We start from the raw sequence: 26,090 nt of genomic DNA on the forward strand, positions 1-26,090 counted from the left end.
TTCCCTTCCGTCCGCCGGAGGAGCCCGCCATGTCCGCACCGACGCACACGCTCGCCGTCCCCGCACAGCCCCGGGCCCGGACCCGGGACGAGCAGCCCACGCCCCGGTACGCCGTCGGCCTCGCCCGTCACCAGGAGGACGTGCGCGCCGCCCAGCGACTGCGCCACCAGGTCTTCGCCGGCGAGCTGGGGGCCCGGCTCGACGGGCCCGAGCCCGGCCTCGACAGCGACGCCTTCGACGCGTACTGCGACCACCTCCTCGTACGGGAGGAGACCACCGGCGAGGTCGTCGGCACCTACCGGCTCCTGCCGCCCGAGCGGGCCGCCGTCGCCGGACGCCTCTACTCCGAGGGCGAGTTCGACCTCACCCGGCTCGCCCCCGTCCGGCACGACCTGGTGGAGGTCGGCCGCTCCTGCGTCCACCCCGCCCACCGCAACGGCGCCGTCATCGCCCTCGTCTGGGCCGGCCTCGCCCGCTACATGGCCGAGACCGGACACAACTGGCTCGCCGGATGCTGCTCGGTCCCGCTCGCGGACGGCGGCACCCTCGCCGCCGCCACCTGGGACACCGTCCGGGCCAAGCACCTCGCCCCGGAGGAGTACTGGGTCACCCCGCACCGCCTGTGGAACGCCGAGGGCGTCGCCCGCCCCGAGGGCCGCACCGAACTGCCCCCGCTGCTGCGCGGCTACCTCCGGCTCGGCGCCTGGGTCTGCGGCGCCCCCGCGCACGACCCCGACTTCGGCACCGCCGACCTCTACGTCCTGCTCTCGCTGCGCCGCACCAACCCGCGCTACCTCAACCACTTCCTGTCGCTCGTCCCGGCGCGGTGAACGGGACCACGGCCCTCCCGCCGTGGCTCCCCACGGCGCCCTGCACCCCGGGCCGCTGCACCGCCCACCCGGACGACCCCGCCCCGGACCCCGACCCCGGAGCCGGCCTCCCGCGGGCCGTGGCCCGGCTGACCGCCGGCACCGGCGCCGTCCTCCTCGGCGTCCTGCTCGCCCCGGCCGCCGCGCTCCTCCCGCCCGCCGCCCGGCTCGCCCTCGTCCGCCTCTGGACGCGGGCGGTGGTCCGCGCCTTCGGCGTCCGCGTCCGGTACGGGGGGAGCCCCGTCGCCACCGGTCCGCTCCTCGTCGTCGCCAACCACGTCTCCTGGCTGGACGTCCCGCTCCTCGCGGCCGTGCTGCCCGCCCGTACGGTCGCCAAGGCGGAGGTCCGCCACTGGCCGGTCCTCGGCGTCCTCGCCGCGCTCGGCGGCACCCTCTTCATCGACCGGGACCGGCTCAGGGCCCTGCCCGGCACCGTGCGCGCGATGACCGCCGTCCTCGCGGGCGGCGGCCGGGTGGCCGTCTTCCCCGAGGGCTCCACCTGGTGCGGCCGGGAACGGGGAAGGTTCCGGCCCGCCGCCTTCCAGGCCGCCCTGGACGCCGGCTGCGCCGTACAGCCCGTACGGATCGACTACCGGCCCGCCGACGCCGCCGCGTACGTCGGGGACGACCCGCTCGGCGCCTCCCTGTGGCGGGTCGTCACCACCCGGTGCCTCACCGCCGAGGTCCGCCTCGCCGACCCCCTGCCGAGCGGCCGCCACCCGGACCGGCGCGCCCTGGCGGCCGCCGCCCAGCGGGCCGTGGCCCGGCAGGACGCCGTTCGCCAGGACGCGACCGGACGGGTCCCGGCTCAGCGCGCCGCCGCCAGCGACAGCGCGTACCTGCCCCCGCTGTCCGTCCACCAGCGGGCCAGGCCGAGGCCCGCCGCCGCCAGCTCCTCCCGTACGCCCTCCTGACGGAACTTCGCCGACACCTCCGTGCGCAGCTCCTCGCCCGCCGCGAACGGCACCACGAGGTCCAGCTCCGGGATCTTCACGGTGAGCGCGCGGCGGGCGCGCAGCCGCATCTCGATCCACTCCCGTTCGGCGTCCCACACCGCCACGTGCTCGAAGTCCTCCGGATCGGCGTCCGCGCCCAGCTCGCGGTCGATCACGGCCAGCACGTTCTTGTTGAACTCCCCGGTCACCCCGGCCGCGTCGTCGTAGGCGGCCACCAGCGTCGCCTCGTCCTTCACCAGGTCCGTGCCGAGCAGCAGGAAGTCGCCCGGCGCGAGCATCGAGCGGACCGAGCGCAGGAAGGTGCGCCGCTCACCGGGCAGCAGGTTGCCGATGGTGCCGCCGAGGAAGGCCACCAGGCGCGGCCCCGGCGTCCCGGGCAGCGCGAGGCCCCGGGTGAAGTCCGCGACCAGGGCGTGCACCCGCAGCTCCGGTCGCTCCGCGAGCAGCGACTCCGCCGCCCCGGTCAGCGCCGACTCGCTCACGTCCACGGGCACGTAGTCCTCCAGACCGGGCAGCAGCGCGTCGATCAGGAACCGGGTCTTCTCGGAGGACCCGGAGCCCAGCTCCACCAGGGTCCTCGCCCCCGTCTCCGCGGCGACCTCCGGCGCCCGCGCGGCCAGGATCTCCCGCTCCGCCCGCGTCGGGTAGTACTCGGGCAGCCGGGTGATCTCCTCGAACAGCTCGCTGCCCCGGGCGTCGTAGAACCACTTGGGCGGCAGCTCCTTGGGGGAGCGGGTCAGACCGTGGACGACGTCGGCGCGCAGGTCGGCGCCGGCGGCGTCCGGGTCGAGGGTGCGGGTCAGCTGGTACGGGCTCACGCGGGCGGCTCCTTGAGCGGGGTGAGGGCGACGTCGGCGCGGTCGGCGGTCACGAGCGTGTGCTCGGGCACCTCCCGCCAGCGGGGATCGGCGTCGTACGGTTCGGAGGCCACGACCGTCCGGCCGGGGCCCGTCAGGTACCAGAGGCTGTCACCCCAGGTGGTCGCGGCGATCCGGTCGCCGTCGGTGAGCAGCAGGTTCAGCCGGGAGCCGGGGGCCGCCTGCGCGACCTCCCGCACGGTGGCGGCGAGCGCGTCCCCGGGCGCGTCCCCGGCCCGCAGCCGGTGCAGGACGAGCGCCCACACCAGGGCCGAGTCGGTCCGGGCCTCCAGGCGCAGCAGCTCCCCTGCGGACAGCGTCGCGGCGAGCGGGGACAGGGTGTCGGGCCAGCCCGTGACCGCGCCGTTGTGGCTGAACAGCCAGGGCCCGGAGGCGAACGGCGCCGCCGCGGCCTCCCCGTCGGCCCCCGGCAGCGTGGCGCTCCGGACCGCCGCGAGCAGCGCCCCGGAGCGCACCACCCGGGCGAGGTCCGCGAAGGGGAGGTCGCCCCAGATCGGCCCGGCGCGCCGGTAGCGCGCGGGCACCGGGTCCCCCTCGGCGTACCAGCCCACCCCGAACCCGTCGGCGTTCACCACGCCGCTGGCCTGCGTACGGGGTTCCCAGGACTGGCGCAGCAGTCCGTGCTCCGGCCGCACGACCAGCTCGCCGAGCGCCACCGGACCGCCCACGTAGGCGAGGTGACGGCACATCAGCCGAGCTCCGCGGAGCGGGCGGTGCGGAATCCGGAGAAGATCTGGCGCCGCACCGGCAGGTCCCAGTTGCGGAAGGTGCCCCGGCAGGCGACCGGGTCCACCGCGAACGAACCGCCCCGCAGCACCTTGTGCCCGGACCCGAAGAACACCTCCGAGTACTCCTTGTACGGGAAGGCCGCGAAGCCCGGGTACGGCAGGAAGTCGCTCGCCGTCCACTCCCACACGTCCCCGATCAACTGCCGCACGCCCAGCGGCGAGGCGCCCTCCGGGTAGCTCCCGGCCGCCGCCGGGCCCAGGTGCCGCTGCCCCAGGTTCGCGTGCTCGGGGCCCGGGTCGGCGTCGCCCCACGGGTAGCGGCGGGAGCGGCCGGTGGCCGGGTCGAACCGGGCCGCCTTCTCCCACTCGGCCTCCGTCGGGAGCCGGCGCCCCGCCCAGCGCGCGTAGGCGTCCGCCTCGTACCAGCTCACGTGCAGGACCGGCTCCTCCTCCGGTACGGGCTCGGTCACCCCGAACCGGCGGCGCAGCCACTGCCCGCCGTCCCGGCGCCAGAACAGCGGCGCCCCGATGCCGTGCTCCCGGATCTGCGCCCACCCCTCGGGGTGCCACCAGCGCCGGTCCGTGTAGCCGCCGTCCGCGACGAAGGCCCGGTAGGCGCCGTTGGTGACCGGCACGGTGTCGATGTGGAAGGCGGGCACGTCCCGCCGGTGCGCCGGACGCTCGTTGTCGAGGGCCCACGGCTCGTCCGAGGTCCCCATGGTGAACGGGCCGCCGGGGACCAGGACTTCGGACGGCAGCAGACCGGCGCGGCGGACCGGCGGCGGGGGAGCGGTCAGGACGGGCGGACCCTTCCGCAGCTGATGGGTGATCAGCATCGTCTCGTCGTGCTGCTGTTCGTGCTGGGCGACCATGCCGAAGACGAATCCCGCGTCCAGCAGCGGCCGCCCTTCCAGGGGCGCCCGCTCCAGCACGTCGAGGACCCGGAGCCGTACGTCCGCCGCGTAGGCGCGGGCCTCGACCGGCGAGAGCAGCGGCAGCGACGGGCGCTCGGCGCGCGGGTGCTCGAAGGCGTCGTAGAGGGAGTCGATCTCGGGCCGCAGCGCGTCGCGCTCCGCGACGTCCCGCCACAGCCACTGCTCCTCCTGGTTCCCGATGTGCGCCAGGTCCCAGACGAGCGGCGACATCAGGGGGGAGTGCTGGGCGGTGAGGTCGTCGTCCTCCACGCAGGAGGTGAGCCGCAGGGTGCGGTCCCGCGCCGCGACGAGCGCGTCCAGGGCCCGCTCGCGCAGCGCCTCGGTCCCGGCCTCCGTTCCGGTCGTGTCCCCGGTCGTTCCGGTCGTGTCCGCCTTCCCGCCGTTCCCGCCGTTCCCGCCGTTCGCGGTGTTCCCGTTGCTCCCGGTCATGACGTCACCACCTCGGGGGTGTCGGCCGGAGAGCTGCCGGGGACCACGTACCGCTCCCGGAAGGCGGCGACCGCCCGCCGCACCTCCTCGCTCGCCCCGATCCGGGGCAGCGCCTCCAGGGCGGCGGAGAAGACCGTCCGCGCGGCGGCGTGCAGATCGGGATCGGCCAGACCGTCACGGGCCGCCGCCACCCACAGCGGATTGCGCGGCGGGGGATCGTCGCCGGCCCGCTCCGCGAGCGGCTTCACCGCCCGGTACACGGTCTCCGCCGCCTCCGGGTCGTCGAACACCGCCGTCGTCACGGCCGCCGGCACCATCCAGCCGTCCCGCCCCGGCTGCGCGTCGACCATCCGCAGCTCCAGATGACCGCGCGGCCGCACCGGCGGGAAGAGGGTCGTCATGTGGTAGCGCAGGTCGTCGACGTCGGCCGGACGGGGCTGCCCCGTGCGCAGCCACTCCCGGAAGGTCAGCCCCTCCGGCACCGCCCACGGCCCCTCGTCGGTCCGCACGCACAGCACCGGGGTGTCCAGGACGTGCGCCGCCCACTCGGTCCGCGGGTCGCCGTCCGGCGGGGGCGCGGGCGCCCGCCGCGGCGCGAGCGTCCGCAGGGGGTCGAGCTCCGTCCACAGGGCCTGCCGGGTCGAACGCCAGCCGGTGCGGCGCCCGCCGTGCACCGGGGAGTTCGCGAAGGCGGCCACGAGGACCGCGCCCAGGAGGTGGGCGAGCCGCCACCGCCGCCGGTAGTTCAACGGGCCCGGCCCGTCGACCCCGGCGTCGAGGCAGATCTGCACCGACGCCGACTCGCACATCATCGCCCGCCCGGCCGGACCCGTCCGGTCGAGCGCGGCCTCCATCGCGTCGTACCGCGGCTCGTGGAGCACCCGGCCGCGCGCCGCCTGCCAGGGGTCCACCCCGTAACCGCTGAGCGCGAGGCCGAGCGGCCCGAGCGCGCCCCGCACCGCCCGCAGGTCGGCGGCGAGCGAGTCCAGGCACTCCATGAGGGATCCGGCGGGTTGCGAGCTGAGCTCCAGCTGACCGCCGGGTTCGAACGTCAGGACCGACACCAGGGGCAGGGCCCGCACGGTGTCGAGGGCCGCCGCGAGCCGCTGCGGCCGCACGGGCAGCCGGGGGTCGCGCAGCTCGTGGACCAGCCACTCCAGCTCCACTCCCACGGTGCGGGGCGGGCCGGTCTTGAAGCAGATACATCGCAGCAGTTCCTCCGCCTCCGCCTCGGTGAGAGGGGGGCCGCCACGCGGTATGCCGCTCGGCGACATCCGTGCACCTCCTGGTCCTCCGGGGGACCGGTCCCGGGACGGTCCGTCCCGTGGGCGCGGTCCCGGACGCGCCGGAAACAGGCTCCGGGGACGGAAGCCCCCGGAGCATCACTGGTTCCACCTAAAGCCACCACCGAGCGGCGTGCAAGAGCGCCCCGGACGGGCCGTACGCGCTCCCCGTGCCTCCGTCCGTCCGGATTTCCCCGTCGTCACGGAAACATTCACCCTGATCACGGACCGGCGAAAATCCGTTGCCCCGAAAGGGAGGAAACGATCATTCTGGCGCCCATGAGCACACGACTGCGCGAGATCGCGCGGCGGACCGAGGAGATCGTCGCCGCGGGCCACTACCGCACCCGGGACGGCCGGACCGTCTCCGTCGCCGACGACCTGGCCGCCGCCCTGGCCGGAACCCGGCTCCACGGGCCCGGCCCCGTCGCCGTCACCCCCGACACCGACCGCACGCCCGCCCTGGAGGTCACCGGCGAGAGCAGCCTGGCCGCCGCCCGCCGGATGACCTCGGCCGACCCCGCCCGCCCGGTGGCCGTCCTGAACTTCGCCTCCGCCCGCAACCCCGGCGGCGGCTACCTCAACGGCGCCCAGGCCCAGGAGGAGGCGCTCTGCCGGTCCTCCGCCCTGTACGCCACCCTGCTGCGCGCCCCCGGGTACTACGACCACCACCGCGCAGACCGGGACCTCCTCTACTCCGACCGGGTCATCCACTCGCCCCGGGTGCCGGTCTTCCGCGACGACCGGGGGGACCTGCTCGCCGAGCCCTTCACCGTCGGCTTCCTCACCTCGCCCGCCCCCAACGCGGGCGCCGTCCGCCGCGCCGCCCCCGAACGCGCCGGGCTGCTGCCCGCGGCCCTCGCCTCCCGCGCCGAACGGGTCCTGGAGACGGCCGCCGCGGCCGGATACCGACGGCTCGTCCTCGGCGCCTGGGGCTGCGGGGTCTTCCGGAACGACCCGGAGCAGGTCGCCGGCGCGTTCAAGGCGCTGCTGACCGGCGACGGCCGGTTCGCCGGCCACTTCGAGGAGGTCGTCTTCGCCGTCCTGGACCGCGCCTCCGGCACGCCGACGCTCGCCGCCTTCGCCCGGGTCCTCGGCCCCGCGGCCTGATGTGCGGGCCCGGTGCCCGCGTGCCACGCTGAAGGGATGCGGACCGATGTCCGAAACCCGTCACGGGAGGCACGATCGTGGGCAAGAAACAGACCCGTGTGAACAAGGGGGCCCGCACCGGCGGCCACGAACACCGCACCGACGCGGCCGCGAAGGAGAAGTCCTCCCGGGTCACCGCGAGGGAGGCGCCGATCCCGGCGGTGGAGCACGGCCACCGCAAGGAACGCAGGTTCGGCCACAACTGACACGGGTCCGGCCGTGGCGGCTCGGCCACGACCGGACCGGCTCCCGCCGCGACCGGAGACCACGGCCGACGTCACGGCCGCGACGGGACCGCGAAGGGCCCGACGCCGTCACGGCGCCGGGCCCGATCCGTGTCGGGGACGGGCCCGATCCGTGTCCGGGACGGACCCGGTCCGTACGCCCGAGGTCCCTGGTCCGGCACGGACCCGACCGGCACGGAGCCGGCCCGTACCCGGGGACCCGGCCCGGGACGGAGCCGATCCCGCACCCGGCCCGGCGGAGCCGGTCCCGCACCCGGAGCACCGGGCCCGCCCCGCCCAGGGAGACGCGGGCCCGGCCCGTACCCCGGCCCTACTCCTCCCCGTCGCGGACCGTGACCTCCACCCGCTCCCGCACCGTCTCCGCCGTCCGGGGCGCCGGCGGCACCGTCCCGCCCAGCTCCTCCCGCGCCGCCGGGCTCATCGTGGCCAGCAGCTGCCGGGCCAGACCGAGTCCGGTGCCGCCCATGGTCAGGGCCTTGGCGAACACGTCCGCCATGCCGTCGGCGCCGTTCAGGAGCACCATCTGGTCCACGTTCCCGAAGGCGGACGCGCCCGCGGAGACGATCTCCGGCCACTTCTCGGCCAGTTGCTGGGCGACCACGGCCTCCTGGTTCTCCGCGAGCGCCGCCGCCCGCGCCTTGATCGCCTCGGCCTCCGCCAGACCCTTCGCGCGCGTGGCCTCGGCGACCGCGAGCCCCTTCGCGTGCTGGGCCGCCGCCTCCGCCTCGCCCGTGAGCCGGGTCGCCGTGGCCCTGGCCGCGCTCGCCAGCTCGGTCTCCTTCGCCTCGGCCTCGGCGGCCGAGATCCGGGCGTCGCGCTCGGCCTCCGCCAGCGTCCGGGTCTCGTACGCCATCGCGTCGGCCGGCTTGCGCACCTCCGCCTGGAGCTGCTGCTCCTTGCGGTGTCCCTCCAGCTCGGCGACGCGCGTCTCCTGGACGACGACCTCCTGGCGCGAGGCCGCCTCGGCCAGCGGACCGGCCTGCCGGGCCCGGGCCGAGGCCTGGTCCCGCTCGGCCTGGTAGCCCGCCTGGAGGATCTCGCTGTCCCGGGTCGCCTCCGACATGCGTGCCGCGGCCTGCTGCTCCGCCTCGGTCGCCCGCCGGTTCGCCTCCGCCTGCGCGATCCGCGCGTCCCGCTGGACGGCGGCGGCGTGCGGGGCGGCCAGGTTCTTGATGTACCCGGTCGGGTCCTCGATCTCGTGGATCTGGAGCGAGTCGACGATCAGCCCGAGCTTCTCCATCTCCGTGCCACAGGCCGACCGCGCCTGCCCGGTCAGCTTCTCCCGGTCACGGATCATGTCCTCCACGGTCAACCCGCCGACGATGGCGCGGAGATGACCGGCGAAGACGATGTGCACCCGCTCGCTCATCAGCTTCTGCTGGTCGAGGAAGCGGCGGGCGGCGTTGGCGATCGACACGAAGTCGTCGCCGACCTTGAAGATCACCACGCCGCGCACCTTGAGCGGAATGCCCTGGTGGGTGACGCACTCGACGGACAGCTGCGTCTCGTTGAGGTCGAGCGAGAGCTTGCGCACCGCCTGCACCCCGGGCAGCACGAGCGTGCCGCGCCCGGTGACGATGCGGAACCCCATGCCCTCGCCGAGGCCCTCGTTCTTGTGGTTGGAACCGGAGATGATCAGCGCCTCGTTGGGTTCGGCGACGCGCCACATCATCTTGAAGACAGCGATCAGAACGGCGACGGCGCCGGCGGCGACGGCCGCGATGATTCCGATGCCCATGGACAAGGTCCCCCTTCACCGGGGCCGAGCGGACCCGGTGAGGGGAGTGTGCGCCCGCGACGGGCGCGGCTCAACGCCCCGGTCAGCCGTCGTACACGGCTGTGACATAGACGGTGCGCGGAGGGAGATGTTCCATGACGGTCACGACCGTTCCGATCTCGATCCGCTCCTTCGGCACGGCCGGGTGGGCGAGGAAGTGCTCGGCGCCGCCCCGGATCCGGACGATCACCTCGCCGACGAGGCCGGGCCCGACGGTGCCGGTCACCCGGCCGAGCAGTCCCACCATCGAGGTCTCCATCGACGCGTCGTCCATGACCGAACGGTACGTCAGATCCAGCCGCCCAGGGCGGACATGAACCCGCCGAAGTCGTCCCGGTGGACGGTGTGCCCGGTCTTCGCCACCGTACGGACCTCGAAGCCGCGCTCCGCCAGCATCCGGGCGCTCCCGGGCGGGACGAGCAGGCTCGGGTCGGCGAGGGCCACGAGCGAGGGGACGACGGGCCGGGCCGGCCACAGGTCGGCGCCCACGAACGGCGTCAGGCCGTACGCCGTCCGCTCGTCCCACACCCGTACCGCCGCCATCTCGTCGTCGACGTCCTCCTCCGCCCAGGCGGGGTTGAGCCCCCGGATCATCTCCCGGGTCAACTCCTTCCCCCGCACGAAGAGTTCGGGACGGAAACCGGTGGGGCCCGGCCTCAGGTGCCAGGCCGGGTCGCAGTACACCGCGCGGGCGGGGGCGAGCCGCTCCACCGCCCGGGCGAGCACGAGCGCCCCGAGCGAGTGGCCGACGGCCAGCTCGACGCCGTCCGGCACGGTCTCCACGAGGTCGTCGGCGTAGTCCTCCGGCCGGTACTCCTCCGGGCCCGCGCCCCGCCCGCTCGCCCCGTGCCCCCGCAGGTCCACCGCGACCACCCGGTAACCGCGCTCCGCGAGCGCGGGCCCGACCCGGCGCCAGGTGCGGTGGTCGGCCATGATGCCGTGGACGAGCAGGGCCGTCCGGTCCCCGGACCCCCACGTGGTGGTGTGCAGACGCACGGCGTCGCCCCTCCGTCTCTCCTCGCGCCCGGCGCGCCCCGCCGGCGCGCCCGGTACCGACCACACAGTACGACCACGGGGAGGAGCGGCGGCACCGGCCCCGAAGCGGAACCGCCGTCCTCGCGGGTCGCCCGGCGCGAGCCCGGCCGAACGCTTAGCGTCGACGCATGAACACAGTTCCGAAGCGATTCGAGATCCTGCTGGTGCCCGAGCACGTCCAGGACCGCCACGGCGCCTCCGTCGCGGACAGCGCCGTCCGCACGGCCGTCGTGGAGGCCACCGGACACCAGGGCGCGTCCGGCTACCCGATCTACGAGGGGCACGGCCTCAGGGCCGACATCGACCCCGAGACGGGCACGGTCGAGGCGCTCCTCGTCGACGGCCGGGAGCTCGACTACGCCCTCACGCCCCTGGTCCGACCCGCCCCCTGAACCCGGCCTCCCTCCCGCCGAAGTGCCCCGGACCGCCCCCGTACGTCCCGAAACGGCCCGTTGACAGGGCGGTCCCACGGGCAGAGACTCTGCGCGCCCGGTGGGACGAAAACGGTTCCGCCGGGCGAACAGACGAACAGAGTCGTTCCGAAGGTCACGTGGGAGAGAACCGATGAGCATCCGCGACGTCTACATCGTCGACGCCGTCCGCACCCCGATCGGGAAGTTCGGGGGAGCCCTCTCCTCCGTGCGCCCCGACGACCTCGCGGCCCATGTCGTGCGGGCGCTCGTCGACCGCTCGCCCGCGCTCGACCCGGCCCGCGTCGACGACGTCTACTTCGGCGACGCCAACGGCGCGGGCGAGGACAACCGCGACGTGGCGCGGATGGCCGTCCTGCTCGCCGGGCTGCCCGTCACCGTCCCCGGCGTCACCGTCAACCGCCTCTGCGGCTCCGGCCTGGAGGCCGTGATCCAGGCGGCCCGCGCCGTCGCGCTCGGGGACGCCTCCGTGGCGATCGCCGGCGGCGTCGAGTCGATGTCCCGTGCGCCCTGGGTCCTCCAGAAGCCCGAGCGGGCCTTCCCCGCCGGCCACCAGCAGCTCCACTCCACGACGCTCGGCTGGCGCATGACGAACCCCCGGATGCCCGCAGAGTGGACGGTCTCCCTCGGCGAGGGCGCCGAGCTGATCGCCGACAAGCACGGCATCACCCGCGAGCGGCAGGACGCCTTCGCCCTCGCCAGCCACCGCAAGGCCGCCGAGGCCTGGGCCAAGGGCCTCCACGACGACGAGGTCGTGCCGTACCCGGACGCGGACCTGACCCGCGACGAGTCGATCCGGGACGACACCTCCATCGAGGCCCTCGCCCGGCTCAAGCCCTCCTTCCGGCCCGAGGGCGGCACCGTCACGGCGGGCAACTCCTCCCCGCTCAACGACGGTGCCGCCGCCCTGCTCCTCGTCGACGAGGAGGGGCTGCGCGCGACCGGCCGCGAACCGCTCGCCCGCATCCGCACCTCCGCCGTCACCGGCATCGAGCCGCAGCTCTTCGGCCTCGGCCCGGTCGAGGCGGTCCGCCGGGCCCTGGACAGGGCGGGGCGCTCCTTCGCCGACCTGCGGACCTTCGAGCTCAACGAGGCCTTCGCGGCGCAGGCGCTCGGCTGCCTCGCCGAGTGGCCGGAACTCGACCCGGAGATCGTCAACCCGCGCGGCGGGGCCGTCGCGATCGGCCACCCCCTCGGCGCCTCCGGCGCCCGTCTGGCCGGGTCCGTGGCGCACCAGCTCGCGGCGGCCGGCTCGGGCACGGGCCTCGCCGCGCTCTGCATCGGCGTCGGCCAGGGCCTCGCGCTGGTCCTGGAGCGCTGAGCCCGCGCGGACACGCCGAAGAGGGGTACGGGAGGACCTCCCGCACCCCTCTCGCGTCCGTACGCCTCCTACGGAGCGGCTACTGCTGCACGTTCCCCTGCGCCTGCGCGTCCGCGACGGACTTGCGGACCTCGTCCATGTCCAGCTTCCGCGCCTGGCCGATGAGGTCCTCCAGGGCGGCCTCCGGCAGCGCGCCCGGCTGCGCGAACACGGCCACCTTGTCGCGCACGATCATCAGGGTCGGGATCGACTGGATCTCGAACGCCGCCGCCAGCTCCTGCTGCGCCTCGGTGTCCACCTTGGCGAAGACGAGGTCCTCGTGGCGCTCGGAGGCCGCCTCGAAGACCGGGCCGAACTGACGGCAGGGACCGCACCACGAAGCCCAGAAATCGATCAGAACGAACTCGTTGTCGCTCACGATCTCGTCGAAGTTGTCCTTGGTGAGCTCTACGGTGCTCATACCTGCCTGCCTTTCGGGGGTCTCCTGGTGGTGTCCTCACGGTCCCCGGGGGACTCGCCGGGCACAACGGCGTATCGAGCCGCACTATTCCAGGCCCCTGCCCGCAGACTGGGATCATGACACATACGGTGGAAGACGAGCAGGTCCACGACGTGGTGGTACTGGGCGCGGGACCGGTCGGCGAGAACGTCGTCGACCGGGTGCGGGCGGCCGGCCTGAGCGCCGCGATCGTCGAGAGCGAACTGATCGGCGGCGAGTGCTCGTACTGGGCCTGCATGCCCAGCAAGGCGCTGCTCCGCCCCGGGATCGCCCGCTCCGACGCCCGCGCGCTCCCCGGGCTGCGCGAGGCGGCCGGCGGCCCCCTGGAGGCGGCGGCGGTCCTCGCCCACCGGAACGAGGTCGTCGGCGACTGGAAGGACGACGGCCAGCTGGACTGGCTCGACTCGATCGGCGTCCGGGTCCTGCGCGGCCACGGCCGCCTCGCCGGACCGCGCCGGGTCGAGGTCGTGAGCCCCGAGGGCGAGCGCCGCCTGCTCACCGCCCGGCACGCGGTCGCGATCTGCACCGGCAGCCGCGCCGTCCTGCCCGAGCTGCCCGGACTGCCCGGCGCGCGGCCCTGGACCAGCCGCGAGGCGACCTCCGCCCAGCGCGTGCCCGAGCGGCTCGTCGTGGTGGGCGGGGGAGTGGTGGGCGCGGAGATGGCCACCGCCTGGCAGGCCCTCGGCTCGAAGGTGACGATGCTCGTACGGGGCGGGGGTCTGCTGCCCCGCATGGAGCCCTTCGTCGGCGAGCACGTGGCCGAGGCCCTCCGGGAGCGCGGCGCGGACATCCGCGACGCGACGGTCACCGCGGTGGTGCGGGACGGGGGCACCGGCCCGGTCACCGTGGTCCTGGAGGGCGGCGACCACGTCGAGGGCGACGAGGTGCTCTTCGCGACCGGCCGGGCCCCGCGCACCGAGGACGTCGGCCTGGAGACGGTCGGCCTGGAGCCCGGCTCCTGGCTGGCGGTCGACGACAGCCTCCGGGTCACCGGCACCGACTGGCTCTACGCCGTCGGGGACGTCAACCACCGCGCGCTCCTGACCCACCAGGGCAAGTACCAGGCCCGGATCGCGGGCGCCGCCATCGCCGCCCGCGCCGAGGGCGAGACGCTCCCGGACGCCGGGGACTGGGGCGCGCACGCGGCCACCGCCGACCACGCCGCCGTGCCGCAGGTGGTCTTCACCGACCCCGAGGCGGCCGCCGTCGGCCTGTCGCTCGCGGAGGCCGAGCGGGCCGGGCTGCGGGTCCGGGCCGTCGACCTCGACCTGCGCCAGGTCGCCGGGGCCGGCCTCTACGCGCCGGGCTACCGCGGCCACGCGCGGATGGTCGTGGACCTGGAGCGGGAGGTCGTCGTCGGCGCCTCCTTCGTCGGCCCGGGGATCGGCGAGCTCCTCCACTCGGCGACGGTCGCGGTCGTCGGCGAGGTCCCGATCGCCCGCCTGTGGCACGCCGTCCCCTCGTACCCGACCCTGAGCGAGGCGTGGCTGCGCCTCCTGGAGGCCTACCGGGGCTGAGGGCCCGCCCGGGAGCACCGGGGCCGGGTACTCGTCACCGGCCCCGTCACCGGTCCCGTCACCGCTCGCCGGGGGCGTGCCGGGGGACCAGGGCGAGCGCCGCCGAGCGGGCCACCTCCAAGGCGCCCGCCGCCTCCTGGCCCAGGACCACCCGGGTGCTCAACCCGTCGAGCAGGGCGAGGAGTTCGGAGGCGCGGGCGGCGGTGTCCAGCGGGGCGAAGCGCCCCCGCGCCACGCCCGCCGCGAGCAGGGCCTCCAGGTCCTCCTGCCAGCCCCGGTCCAGCTCGACCTGCGCCTCGCGCAGCGCGTCGTTCCCGGCCGCGCGGGCCCAGAGTTCGATCCAGAGTGTCCAGCGCGGGTCGCGGGGCCCGCGCGGCAGGTAGAGGCGCAGGAAGAGGTCCAGCTTGCGTTCGGCCGCGACCCGCCGGCCGAGCAGCGCGCGGCGCTCCTCGGCGAGCGCCGCCTCGCTCCACCGGAGGGCGGCGAGCAGCAGTAGGTCCTTGCTGCCGAAGTAGTACAGGATGTGGCCGCCGCTCGTGCCGAGCCGCTCCGCGAGCGCCGACATCGTGAGGGAGGCGAGGCCGTCCTCGGCGATCGCCGCCATGGCCTCCTCCAGCATCCGCTCCTGGGTGACGTGCCCGTCCCGCCGTCGTGCCGTGCCTGCCACCGCCGCCTGTCCCCGTCCCGCCGTTCGACCGTCTCGCCGTCTCCGTCGTGTACGGGACCGACCCTAACGGGAATCGGACGGGGTCTTGACGTGGCCGGAACCTTTCGCACATCTTGAATGCCGTTCTAAAACTTAGAACGGCATTCAAGACAGGAGTGCGGTGTGCTCGGACACGAGACGGCGGCCATGACCACGGGAACCGCGAAGACCACGGGCCGCGACGAGGTGTTCCAGGTCGAGGAGCACGGGATCGACCCCATACCCGACGCCGAACGGCACGGCAGCGCCAAGGACGTCTTCTGGCTCTGGTTCGGCTCGAACCTGACCTTCACCTACGTGATCAACGGCGCCCTCGCCGTCGCCTTCGGGCTCTCCTTCTGGCAGGCCACCGCCGTCGTCGTGCTCGGCGGCCTCTCCTTCCTCGCCATCGGCGCGGCCGGCCTCGGCGGCGTGCGCACCGGCACCGCCACGCTCGTCATCTCCCGCGCCGCCTTCGGCCGCCGCGGCAACTGGCCCGCCGGCCTCCTCAACTGGATCGTCAGCATCGGCTACACCGTCGTGAACACGGTGGTGGGCACCCTCGCCCTCGAAGCCTTCCTCGCCGACCTCGGCTGGAGCGGCGGACACGCCCCCCGCGCCGCGGCCCTCGCCGTCACCCTCGCGCTGACCTTCGCCGTCGCCCTCTGGGGCCACGCCACCGTCCAGTTCGCCGAACGCTGGATGGCGTACGTCCTCGCCGTCGGCTTCGCCGTCCTGGTCGTCCTCGTCCTGCCCGGCGCCGACACCTCCGCCCCCGCCGCCGCGCCCGGCGCCGCCGGCTGGAGCCTCGCCTTCGTCGTCATGCTCGCGGGCCCCTTCTCGTACCTCCCGATGCCCGCCGACTACACCCGCTACCTGCCCCGCACCACCTCCCTCAAGGCCGTCACCCGCAGCGCCGCCCTCGGCGGCTTCCTCTCCTCCGTCGCCCTGGGCGTCGCGGGCGCGGCCGCCGCGACCCAGACCGACATGACCGACGCCGTCGCGGGCACCGAGAGCCTGCTCCCCGGCTGGTTCCGGCCGCTCTTCCTCGCCCTGGTCCTCGGCGGCTCCGTCACCAACTCGATCATCACGCTCTACTCGTCGAGCCTGAACCTCCAGGTCCTCGGCATCCCCTGGAGCCGGGCCCGCGCCATCGTCATCAGCGCCGCCGTCACCGCCGCCGGTTCCCTCGGCGCCCTCTTCCTCACCGACTTCACCACCTCGCTCCTCTCCTTCCTCTCCCTCCTGATCATCGTCTTCGCCCCCTGGGGCGGGGTCTTCCTCGCCGACATGGTGCTGCGCCGCTGCGCCTACGACTCCGCGGGGCTGCACGCGGACACCGGCGGCCCCTACTGGTACCGCTCCGGCTGGCACCCGGCCGGTCTCACCGCCCTCCTCGCCGGCCTCGCCTTCTCCGCGCTCACCTGCGACTCCGAGCTGTGGACGGGACCCCTCGTCGCCCCGCTCGGCGGCGCGGACCTCACCCTGCTCGGCGCGGCCGTCTCCGCCCTGGTGTACGTGCTCCTCACCCGGGGGCGCGTCACCCCGCACCACCCCTGAAGACCTCTCCACCCACTCCCCGAGAACCGCACCCCGCCCCTCCCGTACGCCATGGAGCCACCCCGCATGAACAGCACCGCCCCCGTACCCGCGCAGGCGACCGCCCCCGCCGACCTCGTCCTCACCGGCGCCCGGATCCACACCGTCGACCCGGACCTCCCCGAGGCCCAGGCCCTCGCCGTCCGCGACGGGCGCATCGCCTGGATCGGCTCCGACGACGGGGCCGCCGCCTGGACCGGGCCCGGCACCCGGGTCCTCGACGCCGGCGGACGGCTCGTCCTGCCCGGCTTCGTCGACGCCCACAACCACGTCCGCCTCGGCTCCGACGACGCCTGCGTCCAACTCGCCGGCGCCCGCACCCTCGACGCGATCCACGAGCGGATCCGCACCTGGCACGCGGCGCACCCGGACGCCGAGTGGATCGAGGCCGAGGCCTTCGACTACTCGGCCGTGCCCGGCGGGCGCATGCCCACCGCCGCCGACCTCGACCCGGCCACCGGCGACACCCCCGCCCTCGTCCTCAGCTACGACGTCCACACCGCCTGGCTGAACACCGCCGCGCTCAAGCGGCTCGGCGTCGACCGCGACCACACCGACCTGCCCTTCGGGCGGGCCGTCACCGACCCGGCGACCGGCGAACCCACCGGATTCGTCAAGGACTTCGCGATCAAGGGCCTCTCCCGCGCCGGCCACCGCGCCCTGCGCGACCTCGGCCTCCCCTGGGCCTCGCCCGACCGCCAGTACGGACGGCTCGCCAAGAGCCTCGACGACGCCATCGGCTTCGGCATCACCACCGTCGTGGAACCGCAGAACTCCCTCGACGACCTCGCCCTCTTCGAGCGCGCCCGCGACGAGGGCCGGCTGCGTTCCCGGATCGTCGCCGCCCTCTTCCACCCGCGCGGCACCACCGAGGCGGACCTCGACGCCTTCGCGGCGGCGGCCGACGAGCACGACGACGACCGGCTGCGGGTCGGCCCGCTCAAGCTGTACATCGACGACGTCGTCGAGCCCCGCACCGCCGCCCTCCTGGAGCCGTACGCGGGCTGCTCCCACCACCGCGGCGACACCTTCTACCCGCCGGAGGAGTTCGCCGAGCTGCTCACCCGCCTCGACGCGCGCGGCTTCCAGTGCTTCGTCCACGCCACCGGCGACCGGGGCATCCGCACCGTCCTCGACGCCGTCGAACGGGCCCGCGCTGTCAACGGACCGCGCGACGCGCGCCACCAGGTCGTCCACGTCGAGTGCCTCGACCCCGACGACACCCCGCGCTTCGCCGCGCTCGGCGTCGTCGCCTGCATGCAGCCCCGGCACGCCGCCCCCGACATCGCGGGCCCCGGCCAGGACTGGGCCGAGAACGTCGGTCCCGACCGCTGGCACAAGGCCTGGCCGCTGCGCAGCCTGCACGCGGCCGGCGCGGTCCTCGCCCTCTCCAGCGACTGGAACGTCGCCGAGATGGACCCCATGGTCGGCATCCACGCCGCCGTCACCCGCCGCCCGCCCGGCGGCGGCGAGGCCTGGACGGCCGGCGAGACGATCGACGTCGCCACCGCCGTCGAGGGCTACACGAGGGGCTCGGCGTACGCCAACTTCCTGGAGCACGAGCGCGGTTCCCTGACCGTGGGCAAGCTGGCCGACTTCGTCGTCCTCTCCCGCGACATCCTCCGCGTCGCCCCCGAGGACATCCCGGGCACCGTCGCGGAGACGGTCGTGGTGGGCGGCGAGGTGGTCGTGGAGCGCCGCGCGGGGGAGTGACCCGGCCCCCGGTCCGGTCGCGGACCGTCCCCGGCCCGGCTCGGCCGGACCGGGGACGGCGGAAGGCCGGGATCAGAGCCGGCCGAGGATCCTCCGCAGCTCGGCCACCTCGGCGGACTGGGTCCGTACGACGTCTTCGGCGAGCTTCCTGGCCGTGGGGTTGACGCCGTTCCGCCGCTCGTCCTTCGCCATGGCGACCGCGCCTTCGTGGTGGGCGATCATCAGCTCGGCGAAGGCGCGGTCGAACTCCTCGCCCCTGGCGGCCGCCAGGTCCTTCATGTCCTGCTCGGACATCATCCCGGCCATGCCGTGACCGGAGCCGTGGCCGCTTCCGTGGCCGCTTCCGTGGTCGGCGGACTCGGGCCGGCCCCAGCCCTCCAGCCAGGCCCGCATCGTCCGGATCTCCGGGTCCTGGGCCCGCTCGATCGCGGCGACCAGCTTCTTGACGCCGGCGTCCTCGGCCCGCCCGTCGGCGAGTTCCGCCATCTCCAGGGCCTGCTCGTGGTGGGGGATCATCATCTGCGCGAACATGACGTCCGCGTCGTTGAAGGGCCCCGGAGCGGGCGCCTGCGAGGCGGCGGACCCCGGCGCGGCGGCGGTGGCGGACGGGGAGGCGGACGCCGACGGGGCGGTGCCGTCCGCGCCGCAGGCGGTGAGGAGGAGCCCGGCGGCGCCGACGAGGGCGGCCGTCCGGGTGGCGCGGTTCGTGAGGGCACGCATGTGCATGGAAGTGGATACCTCGTGTGCTGTTCGTACGGGCTCGTGCGGTCCCGTACGGGCGGAAAAGGGCAGGCCGAAGGGGCTCACGGGCGGCATGGAGCACCCGTGAGGGAGGACGGCCGGCCTATGTCCGCAGGACGGACAGCCGGGTGAGGTCGGGGGGACGGCGGGGCGGGGCGTGCGGCGCCCGCGCGTGCGCGAGGCGCGCCAGGAAGGGGACGAGCTGCCCGGGGCCGCGTCCCAGCGCGGCCAGGACGAGCCGCGCCAGCAGCCAGACGCCGAGGACGGCCACGCACAGGGTGCCCATGTCCGTCGCCGGGCCGGGATCGTGCCCGGCGTCGGAACTCCCGCCGCCGTGCGCATGAGGGGCGGTGGCGGCGGTCGTGTGCGCGCCGCCGCCGGAGCCCTCGGGGTGGCCCACGGTGTGCATCAGGAACACCCCGAGCGCGAGCACGACGACGAGCAGGAGGTGCGCCGCGGCACCTCCCGCTCGTCGACGGCGTTCCGCCCGTTGTGTCCGCACGACCAGGACCTCCCGGCCGCCGAATATACCGTGCGGGGGTATCAAGAACGCGTCAGGACGCGGTGTCGCCCGTCATCGCGGCGGCCATCCGCAGGTGCGGCGCTGCCTCCTCCGGGCGCCCCTGCCGCTCCAGGACGCGGCCGAGCATCAGCCGGGCGTAGTGCTCGACGGGGTCGCGCTCCAGGATCGCGCGCAGCTCGGTCTCGGCCCGGGAGAGCTGGGCGGAGTGGTAGTACGCCCGGGCGAGGAGGAGCCGCTGGGCCGTCTGCTCCGGGTGCTCGGCGACGAGGCCGCGCAGGATGCGGACGGCGGTCCCGTACTCCTTCGCGTCGAAGAACAGCCGCGCCCGGTCCCAGCGCTCCCCGGCCGTGCCGAACTCGTAGTACGTGTCGCTCACTCGCTCTTCCTTTCCGGAGCTCCGGGTCCGCCCGGTGGGGACGGTCGACCGGATCAACAACCCGGAATGGTTGAACATTCCACTACGTCTTCCCGTGCTTCCCCGACTTCTCGCGGCCCCGCCGGAGCGTCACGCCCCGCGGCCCCCGGACGCGCATAGGTTGGGCGCCATGAGCAATCTCGAACGCCAGGCCACGCCGACCGTCTGCGGCGGACGCGGCTTCGTCGTCGCCGAGCCGGTACGGGAACTCCTCAGCCCCCGCCACGTCCGGCTCGGCGAGTCGACCGAGGTCCGCCGGCTGCTCCCGAACCTGGGCCGCCGGATGGTCGGCGCCTGGGTCTTCGTCGACCACTACGGCCCCGACGACATCGCCGACGAGCCGGGCATGCAGGTCCCGCCCCATCCCCACACGGGGCTCCAGACCGTCAGCTGGCTCCACGAGGGCGAGGTGCTGCACCGCGACTCCACCGGCAGCCTGCAGACCGTCCGCCCGCGCGAGCTGGGCCTGATGACCTCCGGCCGGGCGATCTCCCACTCGGAGGAGAGCCCCCGGCCGCACGCCCGCTTCCTGCACGGCGCCCAGCTCTGGGTCGCCCTCCCCGACGCCCACCGCCACGTGGAGCCCCACTTCGAGCACCACGCCGACCTGCCCCGGGTCACCGCCCCCGGCCTCACGGCCACGGTGATCCTGGGCTCCCTCGACGGCGCCGCCTCGCCGGGCACCGCGTACACCCCGATCGTCGGCGCCGACCTCGCCCTCACGGCCGGTACCGAGACGAACCTCCCGCTGGAACCCGACTTCGAGTACGCCGTCCTCGCCATGTCCGGCGAGGCCCGCGTCGACGGCGTGCCCGTCCTGCCCGGCTCGATGCTCTACCTCGGCTGCGGCCGCACCGAACTCCCCCTCCACGCCCTCTCGGACGCGGGCCTGATGCTCCTCGGCGGCGAACCCTTCGCCGAGGAGATCGTCATGTGGTGGAACTTCGTCGGCCGATCCGGCGACGAGATCGTACAGGCGCGAAACGACTGGGAGGAGGGCTCGCGGTTCGGCGAGGTGCACGGCTACGACGGTGCCCGCCTACCCGCCCCGGCACTGCCCGCCACCCCGCTGAAACCGCGCGGACGAGTGAGCTGACCTGGGGAAGCCTATGGCCGCGCTGGCCGTGCTGCCATTGACGGCCGCCATGCCGGGACCCTCGATCCGCACCTTGTCCCGCGCTCGGGCTCGGGGGTCTGCCGGGTTTGAGAGGAGGTGTGCCGAACGGCTGTCCGCCGAGCCGTCCCCGCCCGTCCGCCTCGGCCCGGAGCTGTGTGAGGGTGCGGAGGCAGGTGTCGTCCCGTTTCCTGCGCCGGGAACAGGTCATAGGTCCGGTCCCGCGGCCCGTGGCGTTCGGATACGTCACGCAAAGCGGCGTCAGTGCGGGTCCGCCAACGTAGCCGTCCACCGACTGCCACCGTGTCCACGCCCGGGCCCGGCCCGGCTCGATGCCTCGCGGTAATAACGGCTCAAGCCGGATTCACCGGCTGTTCGTCAGGTCCTCACGTCCTACGGGACGTAATCGTGAGCGAGTACTGCTCTTTCCGTTGGCGGGGTGGGGTGGGGTCGGTGGGTGGAGGGTGAGGCCGGTGTGGGTGAGGAAGGACCAGGGCAGTCGCGGATTGTCGTTGATCCGGCGGATGCCCTGTTCGGTGGCCTTGGCGACATCGGCGAGCTCACGTTTCTTCAGCGAGGACCACAGGCCCGCGCTCTCCGACGCCACTCCCCTCTGTACCGACAACACCCTGATCGAAACGTGGTTCACCGACGTCGACACCCGCCACCCGGCACTGGCCAAGTCCGCCCGCGCACTGGAGCACTGACGACCGGGAGCGCGGTGGCACTGCCCGAGGACCTCGCGGGGGCTGCTGGGGCAGGTGCGCGAGCGTCTGGGCCGATTCTGGCTGGAGGAGGACAAGGCCGCGTACGCGATGACGCCGAAGGCCTGTGACGGAGCGGTACCCGCGCTCGCCGAGGCCCCGGGCATGACCGAGAAAGCCGCCCGCGCCGGCCTCGGGCACTACGAGCACCTCACCTGGCACCGACTCCGCCGGGCCCGCCGCCCAGAAGGACGTCAGGTCGGTGCGGCTCGTCGGGATCCGTGTTCGTGCCGAAGGACGGGCCGCGAAGGGAGCCGGTGAGCGGGCTCCAGGATCATCGGGAGGAACGGGCGCCGGTACCACAGGAGTTGCAGATGACGCGCACGTACCGCCGTAGGTGGAGCGCAATGTCAAACCGGCACCGGACGACGTGACGCCCGCACCCCCGTACGTTTCTGTATCGGCTCCGGCCGGGTCTGGCCGACGACCACCGAGGCCGAGGCGCTGAGGGAATCCGCAGCGCCGGTCAGGAGCATCCAACTCATGGGCATCGAAACGGAAGGTACGGGGTGAACATGCTCAAGCAGAACGGACGCGGGACCACGGAGTACGACGCGAGCGTGCGCACGATGCGTTCGGGCAGCCGCATGGCGCTGGCGGTGGTGGCACTCGCCGCGGCGGCCGTCGCCACGCCGGCCCCCTCGGCCGCCGCCGCCCCGGCAAGCGCGACCGAGGCGTGCACGGGGTGGCGGGTCATCCAGGTCGACAACAACGCCGCAGGGGTCAAGTACCGCGAGTGCGACCGGTACAGCGGGCTGAACACCCAGACGAGGGCGGAGTTCTACATCTGGGACAACCGTCACGACGGCAAGGTGGCCCAGGTCTACACGGCCACGGGCTCCAACCTGAACGGCCAGTGGCACCAGTCGTGGCAGAAGTTCTACGCCTGGGGCAACGAGAGTCACCACAGCCCGCTCGTGAACACGGGTTGGCACAAGGGCCACGACGTGAAGGTACTGCTCAAGGCCGTGCGCGGCTGACCCGCCCGTGAGGGGTGCGCCGCATCCGGGAGCCGAGGCAGGCTTTTGGAGGAAACGGCCCGACACCACATGGGCCGGGAGGCTCGTCGTGGCGGGAGCTCGTCGTCGCGTGCGGCGCTGGGCAGCGCGCGCACAGTGGAGAGGGGGCAGCCGTGAGCCGCGACAGCGGACGTGGATACGAAGACATCGGCTGGGGAGTTGCCGAGGAACCCGGCTGGGACCTGTGCCAGGCATCGGCCGAGGCCTGACGAGGAGCTGAGCGGCGTTTCGGCATGCGGCGGAGGCCCGCATCCGGTGGGGTGCGGGCCCCTTCTGCAGACAGCGCCCGGGACGAGACCGTGACGATCGCCGTCCCTCGGGGGGCGGGGGTCAGGCGGGGGTGATGTTCTCCGCCTGGGGCCCCTTCTGGCCCTGGGTGACGTCGAACGTGACCTTCTGGCCTTCCTGGAGCTCACGGAAGCCGGAGGAGTTGATCGCGGAGTAGTGGGCGAAGACGTCCGGGCCGCCGCCGTCCTGGGCGATGAAGCCGAAGCCCTTTTCGGCGTTGAACCACTTCACAGTTCCGGTGGCCATGTCTGATGCCTTCCAGTCGATGAACGCCTACCGCACGATGCGGAAGGCGGAGGTGATCGCCCTGGTTCCTGCGGCACAGCACAGCAGAACACCCACGCCGAAGGCGTGGGCAAAGGGGAACTTCCGAACCACGACAGCTAACGGTGACGCTACACGCCCGCACCCTCCGTGACCACCGGAAAAGGCGGTGCGTTCAGGCGGACAGGACGGCGAGAGCCCGTCGTCCGGCCGTGCTCGGTTCACTCCGCGGCCGGCAGGTTCGACCCGGCCGTCGCCCGGCGGTACTGGTCGTTGAGGCGCTGGGCCTCTTCGAGCTGGTCTTCGAGGATGACGATGCGGCAGGCGGCTTCGACGGGGGTGCCCCGGTCGACGAGTTCGCGGGCGCGGGCGGCGATGCGCAGTTGGTAGCGGGAGTAGCGGCGGTGGCCGCCCTCGGAGCGCAGCGGGGTGATCAGGCGGTGTTCGCCCAGGGCACGCAGGAAGGCGGGGGTGGTGCCGAGCATCTCGGCGGCCCGGCCCATGGTGTAGGCGGGATAGTCGTCGTCGTCGAACTTGTCGGCGGGGCGGGCGCTGCGAGGGGGCATAGACCTCTTCTTCCGGGGACGCGTCGAGGGGCCCGGACGCCGTAGCGGCGCCCGGGCCCCGAGCTTTCAACACCATCTACCGGCCGACTGCGCCGGGCTTCTTGTTCCGCAGGTGCCGCCTCGTGGGCGGGGCTGCGGGGATCGCGGTTGCGTGACCGGGGACCACCTTCCAATCCGGGGCCTGCGGTACCCGGGCTGCTGTGCCCGCCCGGGCGATCCTGATGGCGTCCTGCTCCTTACCTCTTTCACTCGTTTCCACTGCGTGTACCGCTCACGGCCCCTGGGGCCGCCCGGCCCGACGGCCAGCGGAGGAACCCGCCGTTTCCGGCTCCGCCACTCCGCCGTCGTTCCGCACCTGCTGGACCTGCCTGCGCGGCAGTGCGTCCCTGCCGCGCCCTTTCGACTTCTCTGGGTACGAGGAAGACACTAGCCCCGCTGAGAGAAAAAATCTACTTCCGCCACCATAGATTTCCTCTCCTGTGAGGTGGCGGCATTCTGCCTTGGCCGTCTCGCGTCGGGTAGACAGCGGGCCGTGGCCCGATCCGGTGGCCACGCGTCCGTGGCAGGAGCGAACCGGGATCGGGGGAGGCCGCACGAGAGCAGGACAGAGACGATCTCCAGCGGTCCGGCCGCTCCGGCGAGGCGAAGGGGTACGACGCCGACCGGCTGTCCGCGCCCGGACTCCCCGTGACGCCGCTCAAGCCCCGGGGCAACGTCCGCCGAACCGGCGGGGCCCGCCCCGTCCGTGACGGAGGCGGGCCGGTCGGGACGGCCGGGTCACGCCGCCGCGGGGGCGAAGGGGTGCAGTGCGTCGCCGCCCGGCTGGACGACGCCGTAGCTGCCCTCCGGCACCTCGTTCCAGGCGCCGGGCAGGTCGCCGAGGGGTTCGGACACGACGAGGCGGGTCTCCTCCGAGGCCTCCCGCAGGAACGCCATGTCGGGATGCAGGCGGCGCAGCGCGTCCACCCGGCTGCTGTAGAACAGGGACCGGGAGGCCCGCTCGCTGGAGTAGCGGAAGGCCCAGAGGCGTTCGCCGTCGGTGATGGCGAGCGTCATCTGGAGGGGGAACTCCACGCCGTGCTCGCGGCCGACGCGCTCCACCACCCCCGCCATCCGGGCGACGGCGGCGGGCGGGTCCCGGTCGAGGCCGAAGGTGAGGGCCAGGTAGAACATCACCTCGGAGTCCGTCGTCCCCTCGATGTCCGCGTACAGCTCCGGGTCGACGAGCAGGGTGAGGGCGCGGCGGACGAGGTGGAACTCCGCGATGGCGCCGTTGTGCATGAACATCCAGCGGCCGTGCCGGAAGGGGTGGCAGTTCGACTGCTGCACCGCCGTCCCGGTCGACGCCCGGATGTGGGCGAAGAACAGCGGCGAGCGGACGTGGTCCGCCAGCTCCCGCAGGTTGCGGTTGCTCCAGGCGGGGCCGATCTCCCGGAAGAGCGCCGGGGAGTCGACGCCGTCCGTGTACCAGCCGACGCCGAACCCGTCGCCGTTGGTCGTCTCCACGCCGAGCTTGGAGTGCAGGCTCTGGTCGATCAGGGAGTGCGCGGGCTTGTACAGGATGGTGTCGAGCAGTACGGGCGTGCCCGAGTACGCGAGCCATCGACACATGCGTCATCACCTGGGTCCCTGCCGTGCTCCGGGAGCTGCGCCGGGAAGATCCCGACCGGCCCTCCCATTCTCGGCCCCCTCGTCCGGGGGTGCCAGGCGTGCACCCGTGCGCCGGGGTCAGGACGTCGCGGCGGAACGTTTCGCGGCGGCCGTCCTGCGGGTGCCGGTGCTCGTGCCGGTGCCGGTGCCGGTGCCGGTGCCGGTGCGCTTGGGCTTGGGCTTGGCGGGGGCGCTCTTGCGCTGCCCCGCCTTCCTCGGCTTCTCCTGTTCCTCCTGTTCCTCCTGCTTCTCCCGCTCCTCCTCCGCTCCCACCGGAGGCTTCGGCGGCGCCGGGCGGAGGCGGGCGGTCGGCCACTCCAGTTCGATCTCCAGCTCGATCCTGCCGTCCCCGATCTCGACCTCGATCTCGCTGTGGAGCTCGTCGGGGACGCGCAGGCTCAGCGTGCCGTGGCTGATGTCCCACTCGACCTCCCCGCCGTCCCGCAGGGCCGTCGCGAGTCGCATGAGCTGTTCCGCGGCTTCGGCGCGCGACACGGAGCGCTTCTGCTCGAAGGTGAGGTCTTTCATGGCTGTCTCCGGTTCGGATGCTGGAAGGGGCCGGCGCCGGAGGGCGGGGGAGCCGGACACGGTCGTCCGAGGACCCGCCGTCGCTCCGGAACCGGCCGCGTCTCGTTCCCAGCGTGCGTCGTGACGGTGTCCGCCGCACCCCGAAGGCCCGTCACTTCGACATGACGAA

28 protein-coding genes are annotated in these 26,090 nt (G+C 74.1%); 12 read left to right on the forward strand and 16 right to left on the reverse strand.

Features of this window, described 5'->3' with window-relative positions; translation table 11 throughout:
• Positions 1-29 precede the first annotated feature (29 nt).
• Positions 30-830, forward strand: a complete 801-nt coding sequence (locus ACIP5O_RS21800; RefSeq protein ID WP_401295676.1) for a GNAT family N-acetyltransferase — start codon at positions 30-32, stop codon at positions 828-830.
• Complete coding sequence (locus ACIP5O_RS21805) at positions 827-1,783, forward strand: lysophospholipid acyltransferase family protein (RefSeq protein ID WP_401295678.1); 957 nt, start codon at positions 827-829, stop codon at positions 1,781-1,783. Before ACIP5O_RS21800 ends, ACIP5O_RS21805 begins: the two co-directional genes overlap by 4 nt.
• On the opposite strand, the gene egtD is transcribed toward ACIP5O_RS21805, so the two are convergent.
• From egtD to egtA, 4 genes are read right to left on the reverse strand one after another with little or no spacing between them, the layout of a single operon-like run.
• Positions 1,678-2,643, reverse strand: a complete 966-nt coding sequence (gene egtD / locus ACIP5O_RS21810) for an L-histidine N(alpha)-methyltransferase (protein ID WP_401295680.1) — start codon at positions 2,641-2,643, stop codon at positions 1,678-1,680. The genes ACIP5O_RS21805 and egtD overlap by 106 nt on opposite strands.
• Positions 2,640-3,392 carry an ergothioneine biosynthesis protein EgtC gene (egtC, locus tag ACIP5O_RS21815; protein ID WP_401295682.1) on the reverse strand — a complete coding sequence of 251 codons (753 nt, stop codon included), beginning with the start codon at positions 3,390-3,392 and terminating at the stop codon, positions 2,640-2,642. The genes egtD and egtC overlap by 4 nt, the downstream gene beginning before the upstream one ends.
• Entirely contained in the window at positions 3,392-4,795 is a 1,404-nt protein-coding gene (gene egtB / locus ACIP5O_RS21820) for an ergothioneine biosynthesis protein EgtB (RefSeq protein ID WP_401295684.1), read from the reverse strand. Before egtB ends, egtC begins: the two co-directional genes overlap by 1 nt.
• Positions 4,792-6,069 carry an ergothioneine biosynthesis glutamate--cysteine ligase EgtA gene (gene egtA, locus ACIP5O_RS21825; RefSeq protein ID WP_401295686.1) on the reverse strand — a complete coding sequence of 426 codons (1,278 nt, stop codon included), beginning with the start codon at positions 6,067-6,069 and terminating at the stop codon, positions 4,792-4,794. The genes egtB and egtA overlap by 4 nt, the downstream gene beginning before the upstream one ends.
• A gap of 288 nt (positions 6,070-6,357) precedes the next feature.
• Here egtA and ACIP5O_RS21830 point away from each other — a divergent pair, with 288 nt between their 5' ends.
• Together ACIP5O_RS21830 and ACIP5O_RS21835 are read left to right on the forward strand one after the other, a co-directional pair.
• The gene (locus ACIP5O_RS21830) at positions 6,358-7,188 is read left to right on the forward strand and encodes a TIGR02452 family protein (protein ID WP_401295688.1); all 831 of its coding nucleotides are present in this window, start codon (positions 6,358-6,360) and stop codon (positions 7,186-7,188) included.
• 77 nt (positions 7,189-7,265) lie between these two features.
• Complete coding sequence (locus ACIP5O_RS21835) at positions 7,266-7,433, forward strand: hypothetical protein (RefSeq protein ID WP_401295690.1); 168 nt, start codon at positions 7,266-7,268, stop codon at positions 7,431-7,433.
• Between the two features lie 349 nt (positions 7,434-7,782).
• Here the strand turns inward: ACIP5O_RS21835 and ACIP5O_RS21840 are convergent, their stop codons facing one another.
• From ACIP5O_RS21840 to ACIP5O_RS21850, 3 genes are all read right to left on the reverse strand, one after another.
• The gene (locus tag ACIP5O_RS21840; RefSeq protein WP_401295692.1) at positions 7,783-9,210 is read right to left on the reverse strand and encodes an SPFH domain-containing protein; all 1,428 of its coding nucleotides are present in this window, start codon (positions 9,208-9,210) and stop codon (positions 7,783-7,785) included.
• 82 nt (positions 9,211-9,292) lie between these two features.
• Positions 9,293-9,523 carry a hypothetical protein gene (locus ACIP5O_RS21845; protein WP_401295694.1) on the reverse strand — a complete coding sequence of 77 codons (231 nt, stop codon included), beginning with the start codon at positions 9,521-9,523 and terminating at the stop codon, positions 9,293-9,295.
• 14 nt (positions 9,524-9,537) lie between these two features.
• Positions 9,538-10,245: an alpha/beta fold hydrolase gene (locus ACIP5O_RS21850; protein WP_401295696.1), complete on the reverse strand. Its 708-nt coding sequence runs from the start codon at positions 10,243-10,245 to the stop codon at positions 9,538-9,540.
• A 167-nt stretch (positions 10,246-10,412) separates the two neighbouring features.
• Here ACIP5O_RS21850 and ACIP5O_RS21855 point away from each other — a divergent pair, with 167 nt between their 5' ends.
• Both ACIP5O_RS21855 and ACIP5O_RS21860 read left to right on the forward strand, forming a co-directional pair.
• Complete coding sequence (locus ACIP5O_RS21855; RefSeq protein WP_125667384.1) at positions 10,413-10,676, forward strand: hypothetical protein; 264 nt, start codon at positions 10,413-10,415, stop codon at positions 10,674-10,676.
• A gap of 172 nt (positions 10,677-10,848) precedes the next feature.
• A complete protein-coding gene (locus tag ACIP5O_RS21860) occupies positions 10,849-12,036 on the forward strand; it encodes a thiolase family protein (RefSeq protein ID WP_401295698.1) in 1,188 nt (395 codons plus the stop codon).
• Between the two features lie 79 nt (positions 12,037-12,115).
• On the opposite strand, the gene trxA is transcribed toward ACIP5O_RS21860, so the two are convergent.
• Positions 12,116-12,496 (reverse strand): thioredoxin, encoded by a 381-nt coding sequence (gene trxA, locus ACIP5O_RS21865; RefSeq protein ID WP_401295700.1) that lies wholly within the window; start codon positions 12,494-12,496, stop codon positions 12,116-12,118.
• Between the two features lie 116 nt (positions 12,497-12,612).
• On the opposite strand from trxA, the gene ACIP5O_RS21870 reads away from it, so the two are divergent.
• A complete protein-coding gene (locus ACIP5O_RS21870) occupies positions 12,613-14,052 on the forward strand; it encodes a dihydrolipoyl dehydrogenase family protein (protein ID WP_401295702.1) in 1,440 nt (479 codons plus the stop codon).
• Positions 14,053-14,110: 58 nt separating this feature from the next.
• On the opposite strand, the gene ACIP5O_RS21875 is transcribed toward ACIP5O_RS21870, so the two are convergent.
• Entirely contained in the window at positions 14,111-14,719 is a 609-nt protein-coding gene (locus ACIP5O_RS21875) for a TetR/AcrR family transcriptional regulator (protein ID WP_401295704.1), read from the reverse strand.
• Positions 14,720-14,905: 186 nt separating this feature from the next.
• Between ACIP5O_RS21875 and ACIP5O_RS21880 the strand changes: the two genes are divergently transcribed.
• Both ACIP5O_RS21880 and ACIP5O_RS21885 read left to right on the forward strand, forming a co-directional pair.
• Positions 14,906-16,297: a purine-cytosine permease family protein gene (locus ACIP5O_RS21880; protein WP_401295787.1), complete on the forward strand. Its 1,392-nt coding sequence runs from the start codon at positions 14,906-14,908 to the stop codon at positions 16,295-16,297.
• 66 nt (positions 16,298-16,363) lie between these two features.
• Positions 16,364-18,049, forward strand: coding sequence for an amidohydrolase (locus ACIP5O_RS21885; RefSeq protein WP_401295706.1), 1,686 nt, complete (start codon positions 16,364-16,366; stop codon positions 18,047-18,049).
• Positions 18,050-18,121: 72 nt separating this feature from the next.
• On the opposite strand, the gene ACIP5O_RS21890 is transcribed toward ACIP5O_RS21885, so the two are convergent.
• From ACIP5O_RS21890 to ACIP5O_RS21900, 3 genes are all read right to left on the reverse strand, one after another.
• On the reverse strand, positions 18,122-18,769 hold the full coding sequence (locus ACIP5O_RS21890; protein ID WP_401295789.1) for a DUF305 domain-containing protein: 648 nt from the start codon (positions 18,767-18,769) through the stop codon (positions 18,122-18,124).
• 124 nt (positions 18,770-18,893) lie between these two features.
• Positions 18,894-19,292, reverse strand: coding sequence for a DUF6153 family protein (locus ACIP5O_RS21895; RefSeq protein WP_401295708.1), 399 nt, complete (start codon positions 19,290-19,292; stop codon positions 18,894-18,896).
• 52 nt (positions 19,293-19,344) lie between these two features.
• A complete protein-coding gene (locus ACIP5O_RS21900; protein ID WP_401295710.1) occupies positions 19,345-19,689 on the reverse strand; it encodes a tetratricopeptide repeat protein in 345 nt (114 codons plus the stop codon).
• Between the two features lie 169 nt (positions 19,690-19,858).
• Here ACIP5O_RS21900 and ACIP5O_RS21905 point away from each other — a divergent pair, with 169 nt between their 5' ends.
• The 3 genes from ACIP5O_RS21905 to ACIP5O_RS21915 all read left to right on the forward strand — a co-directional run bounded on the left by ACIP5O_RS21905 (position 19,859) and on the right by ACIP5O_RS21915 (position 22,586).
• Positions 19,859-20,824 (forward strand): pirin family protein, encoded by a 966-nt coding sequence (locus ACIP5O_RS21905; protein ID WP_401295712.1) that lies wholly within the window; start codon positions 19,859-19,861, stop codon positions 20,822-20,824.
• 554 nt (positions 20,825-21,378) lie between these two features.
• On the forward strand, positions 21,379-21,549 hold the full coding sequence (locus ACIP5O_RS21910; protein ID WP_401295714.1) for a hypothetical protein: 171 nt from the start codon (positions 21,379-21,381) through the stop codon (positions 21,547-21,549).
• Positions 21,550-22,121: 572 nt separating this feature from the next.
• Complete coding sequence (locus ACIP5O_RS21915; RefSeq protein ID WP_401295716.1) at positions 22,122-22,586, forward strand: hypothetical protein; 465 nt, start codon at positions 22,122-22,124, stop codon at positions 22,584-22,586.
• A 369-nt stretch (positions 22,587-22,955) separates the two neighbouring features.
• Here the strand turns inward: ACIP5O_RS21915 and ACIP5O_RS21920 are convergent, their stop codons facing one another.
• The 4 genes from ACIP5O_RS21920 to ACIP5O_RS21935 form a co-directional block, all read right to left on the reverse strand.
• Positions 22,956-23,159 carry a cold-shock protein gene (locus ACIP5O_RS21920; RefSeq protein ID WP_356546840.1) on the reverse strand — a complete coding sequence of 68 codons (204 nt, stop codon included), beginning with the start codon at positions 23,157-23,159 and terminating at the stop codon, positions 22,956-22,958.
• Positions 23,160-23,398: 239 nt separating this feature from the next.
• On the reverse strand, positions 23,399-23,743 hold the full coding sequence (locus ACIP5O_RS21925; RefSeq protein WP_401295719.1) for a helix-turn-helix domain-containing protein: 345 nt from the start codon (positions 23,741-23,743) through the stop codon (positions 23,399-23,401).
• A gap of 777 nt (positions 23,744-24,520) precedes the next feature.
• A complete protein-coding gene (locus ACIP5O_RS21930; protein WP_401295721.1) occupies positions 24,521-25,354 on the reverse strand; it encodes a class II glutamine amidotransferase in 834 nt (277 codons plus the stop codon).
• 117 nt (positions 25,355-25,471) lie between these two features.
• The gene (locus tag ACIP5O_RS21935; protein ID WP_401295723.1) at positions 25,472-25,921 is read right to left on the reverse strand and encodes an amphi-Trp domain-containing protein; all 450 of its coding nucleotides are present in this window, start codon (positions 25,919-25,921) and stop codon (positions 25,472-25,474) included.
• Between the last annotated feature and the right edge of the window lie 169 nt (positions 25,922-26,090).

Source organism: Streptomyces sp. NPDC088915 (genome assembly GCF_044749825.1).
Classification (GTDB): domain Bacteria; phylum Actinomycetota; class Actinomycetes; order Streptomycetales; family Streptomycetaceae; genus Streptomyces.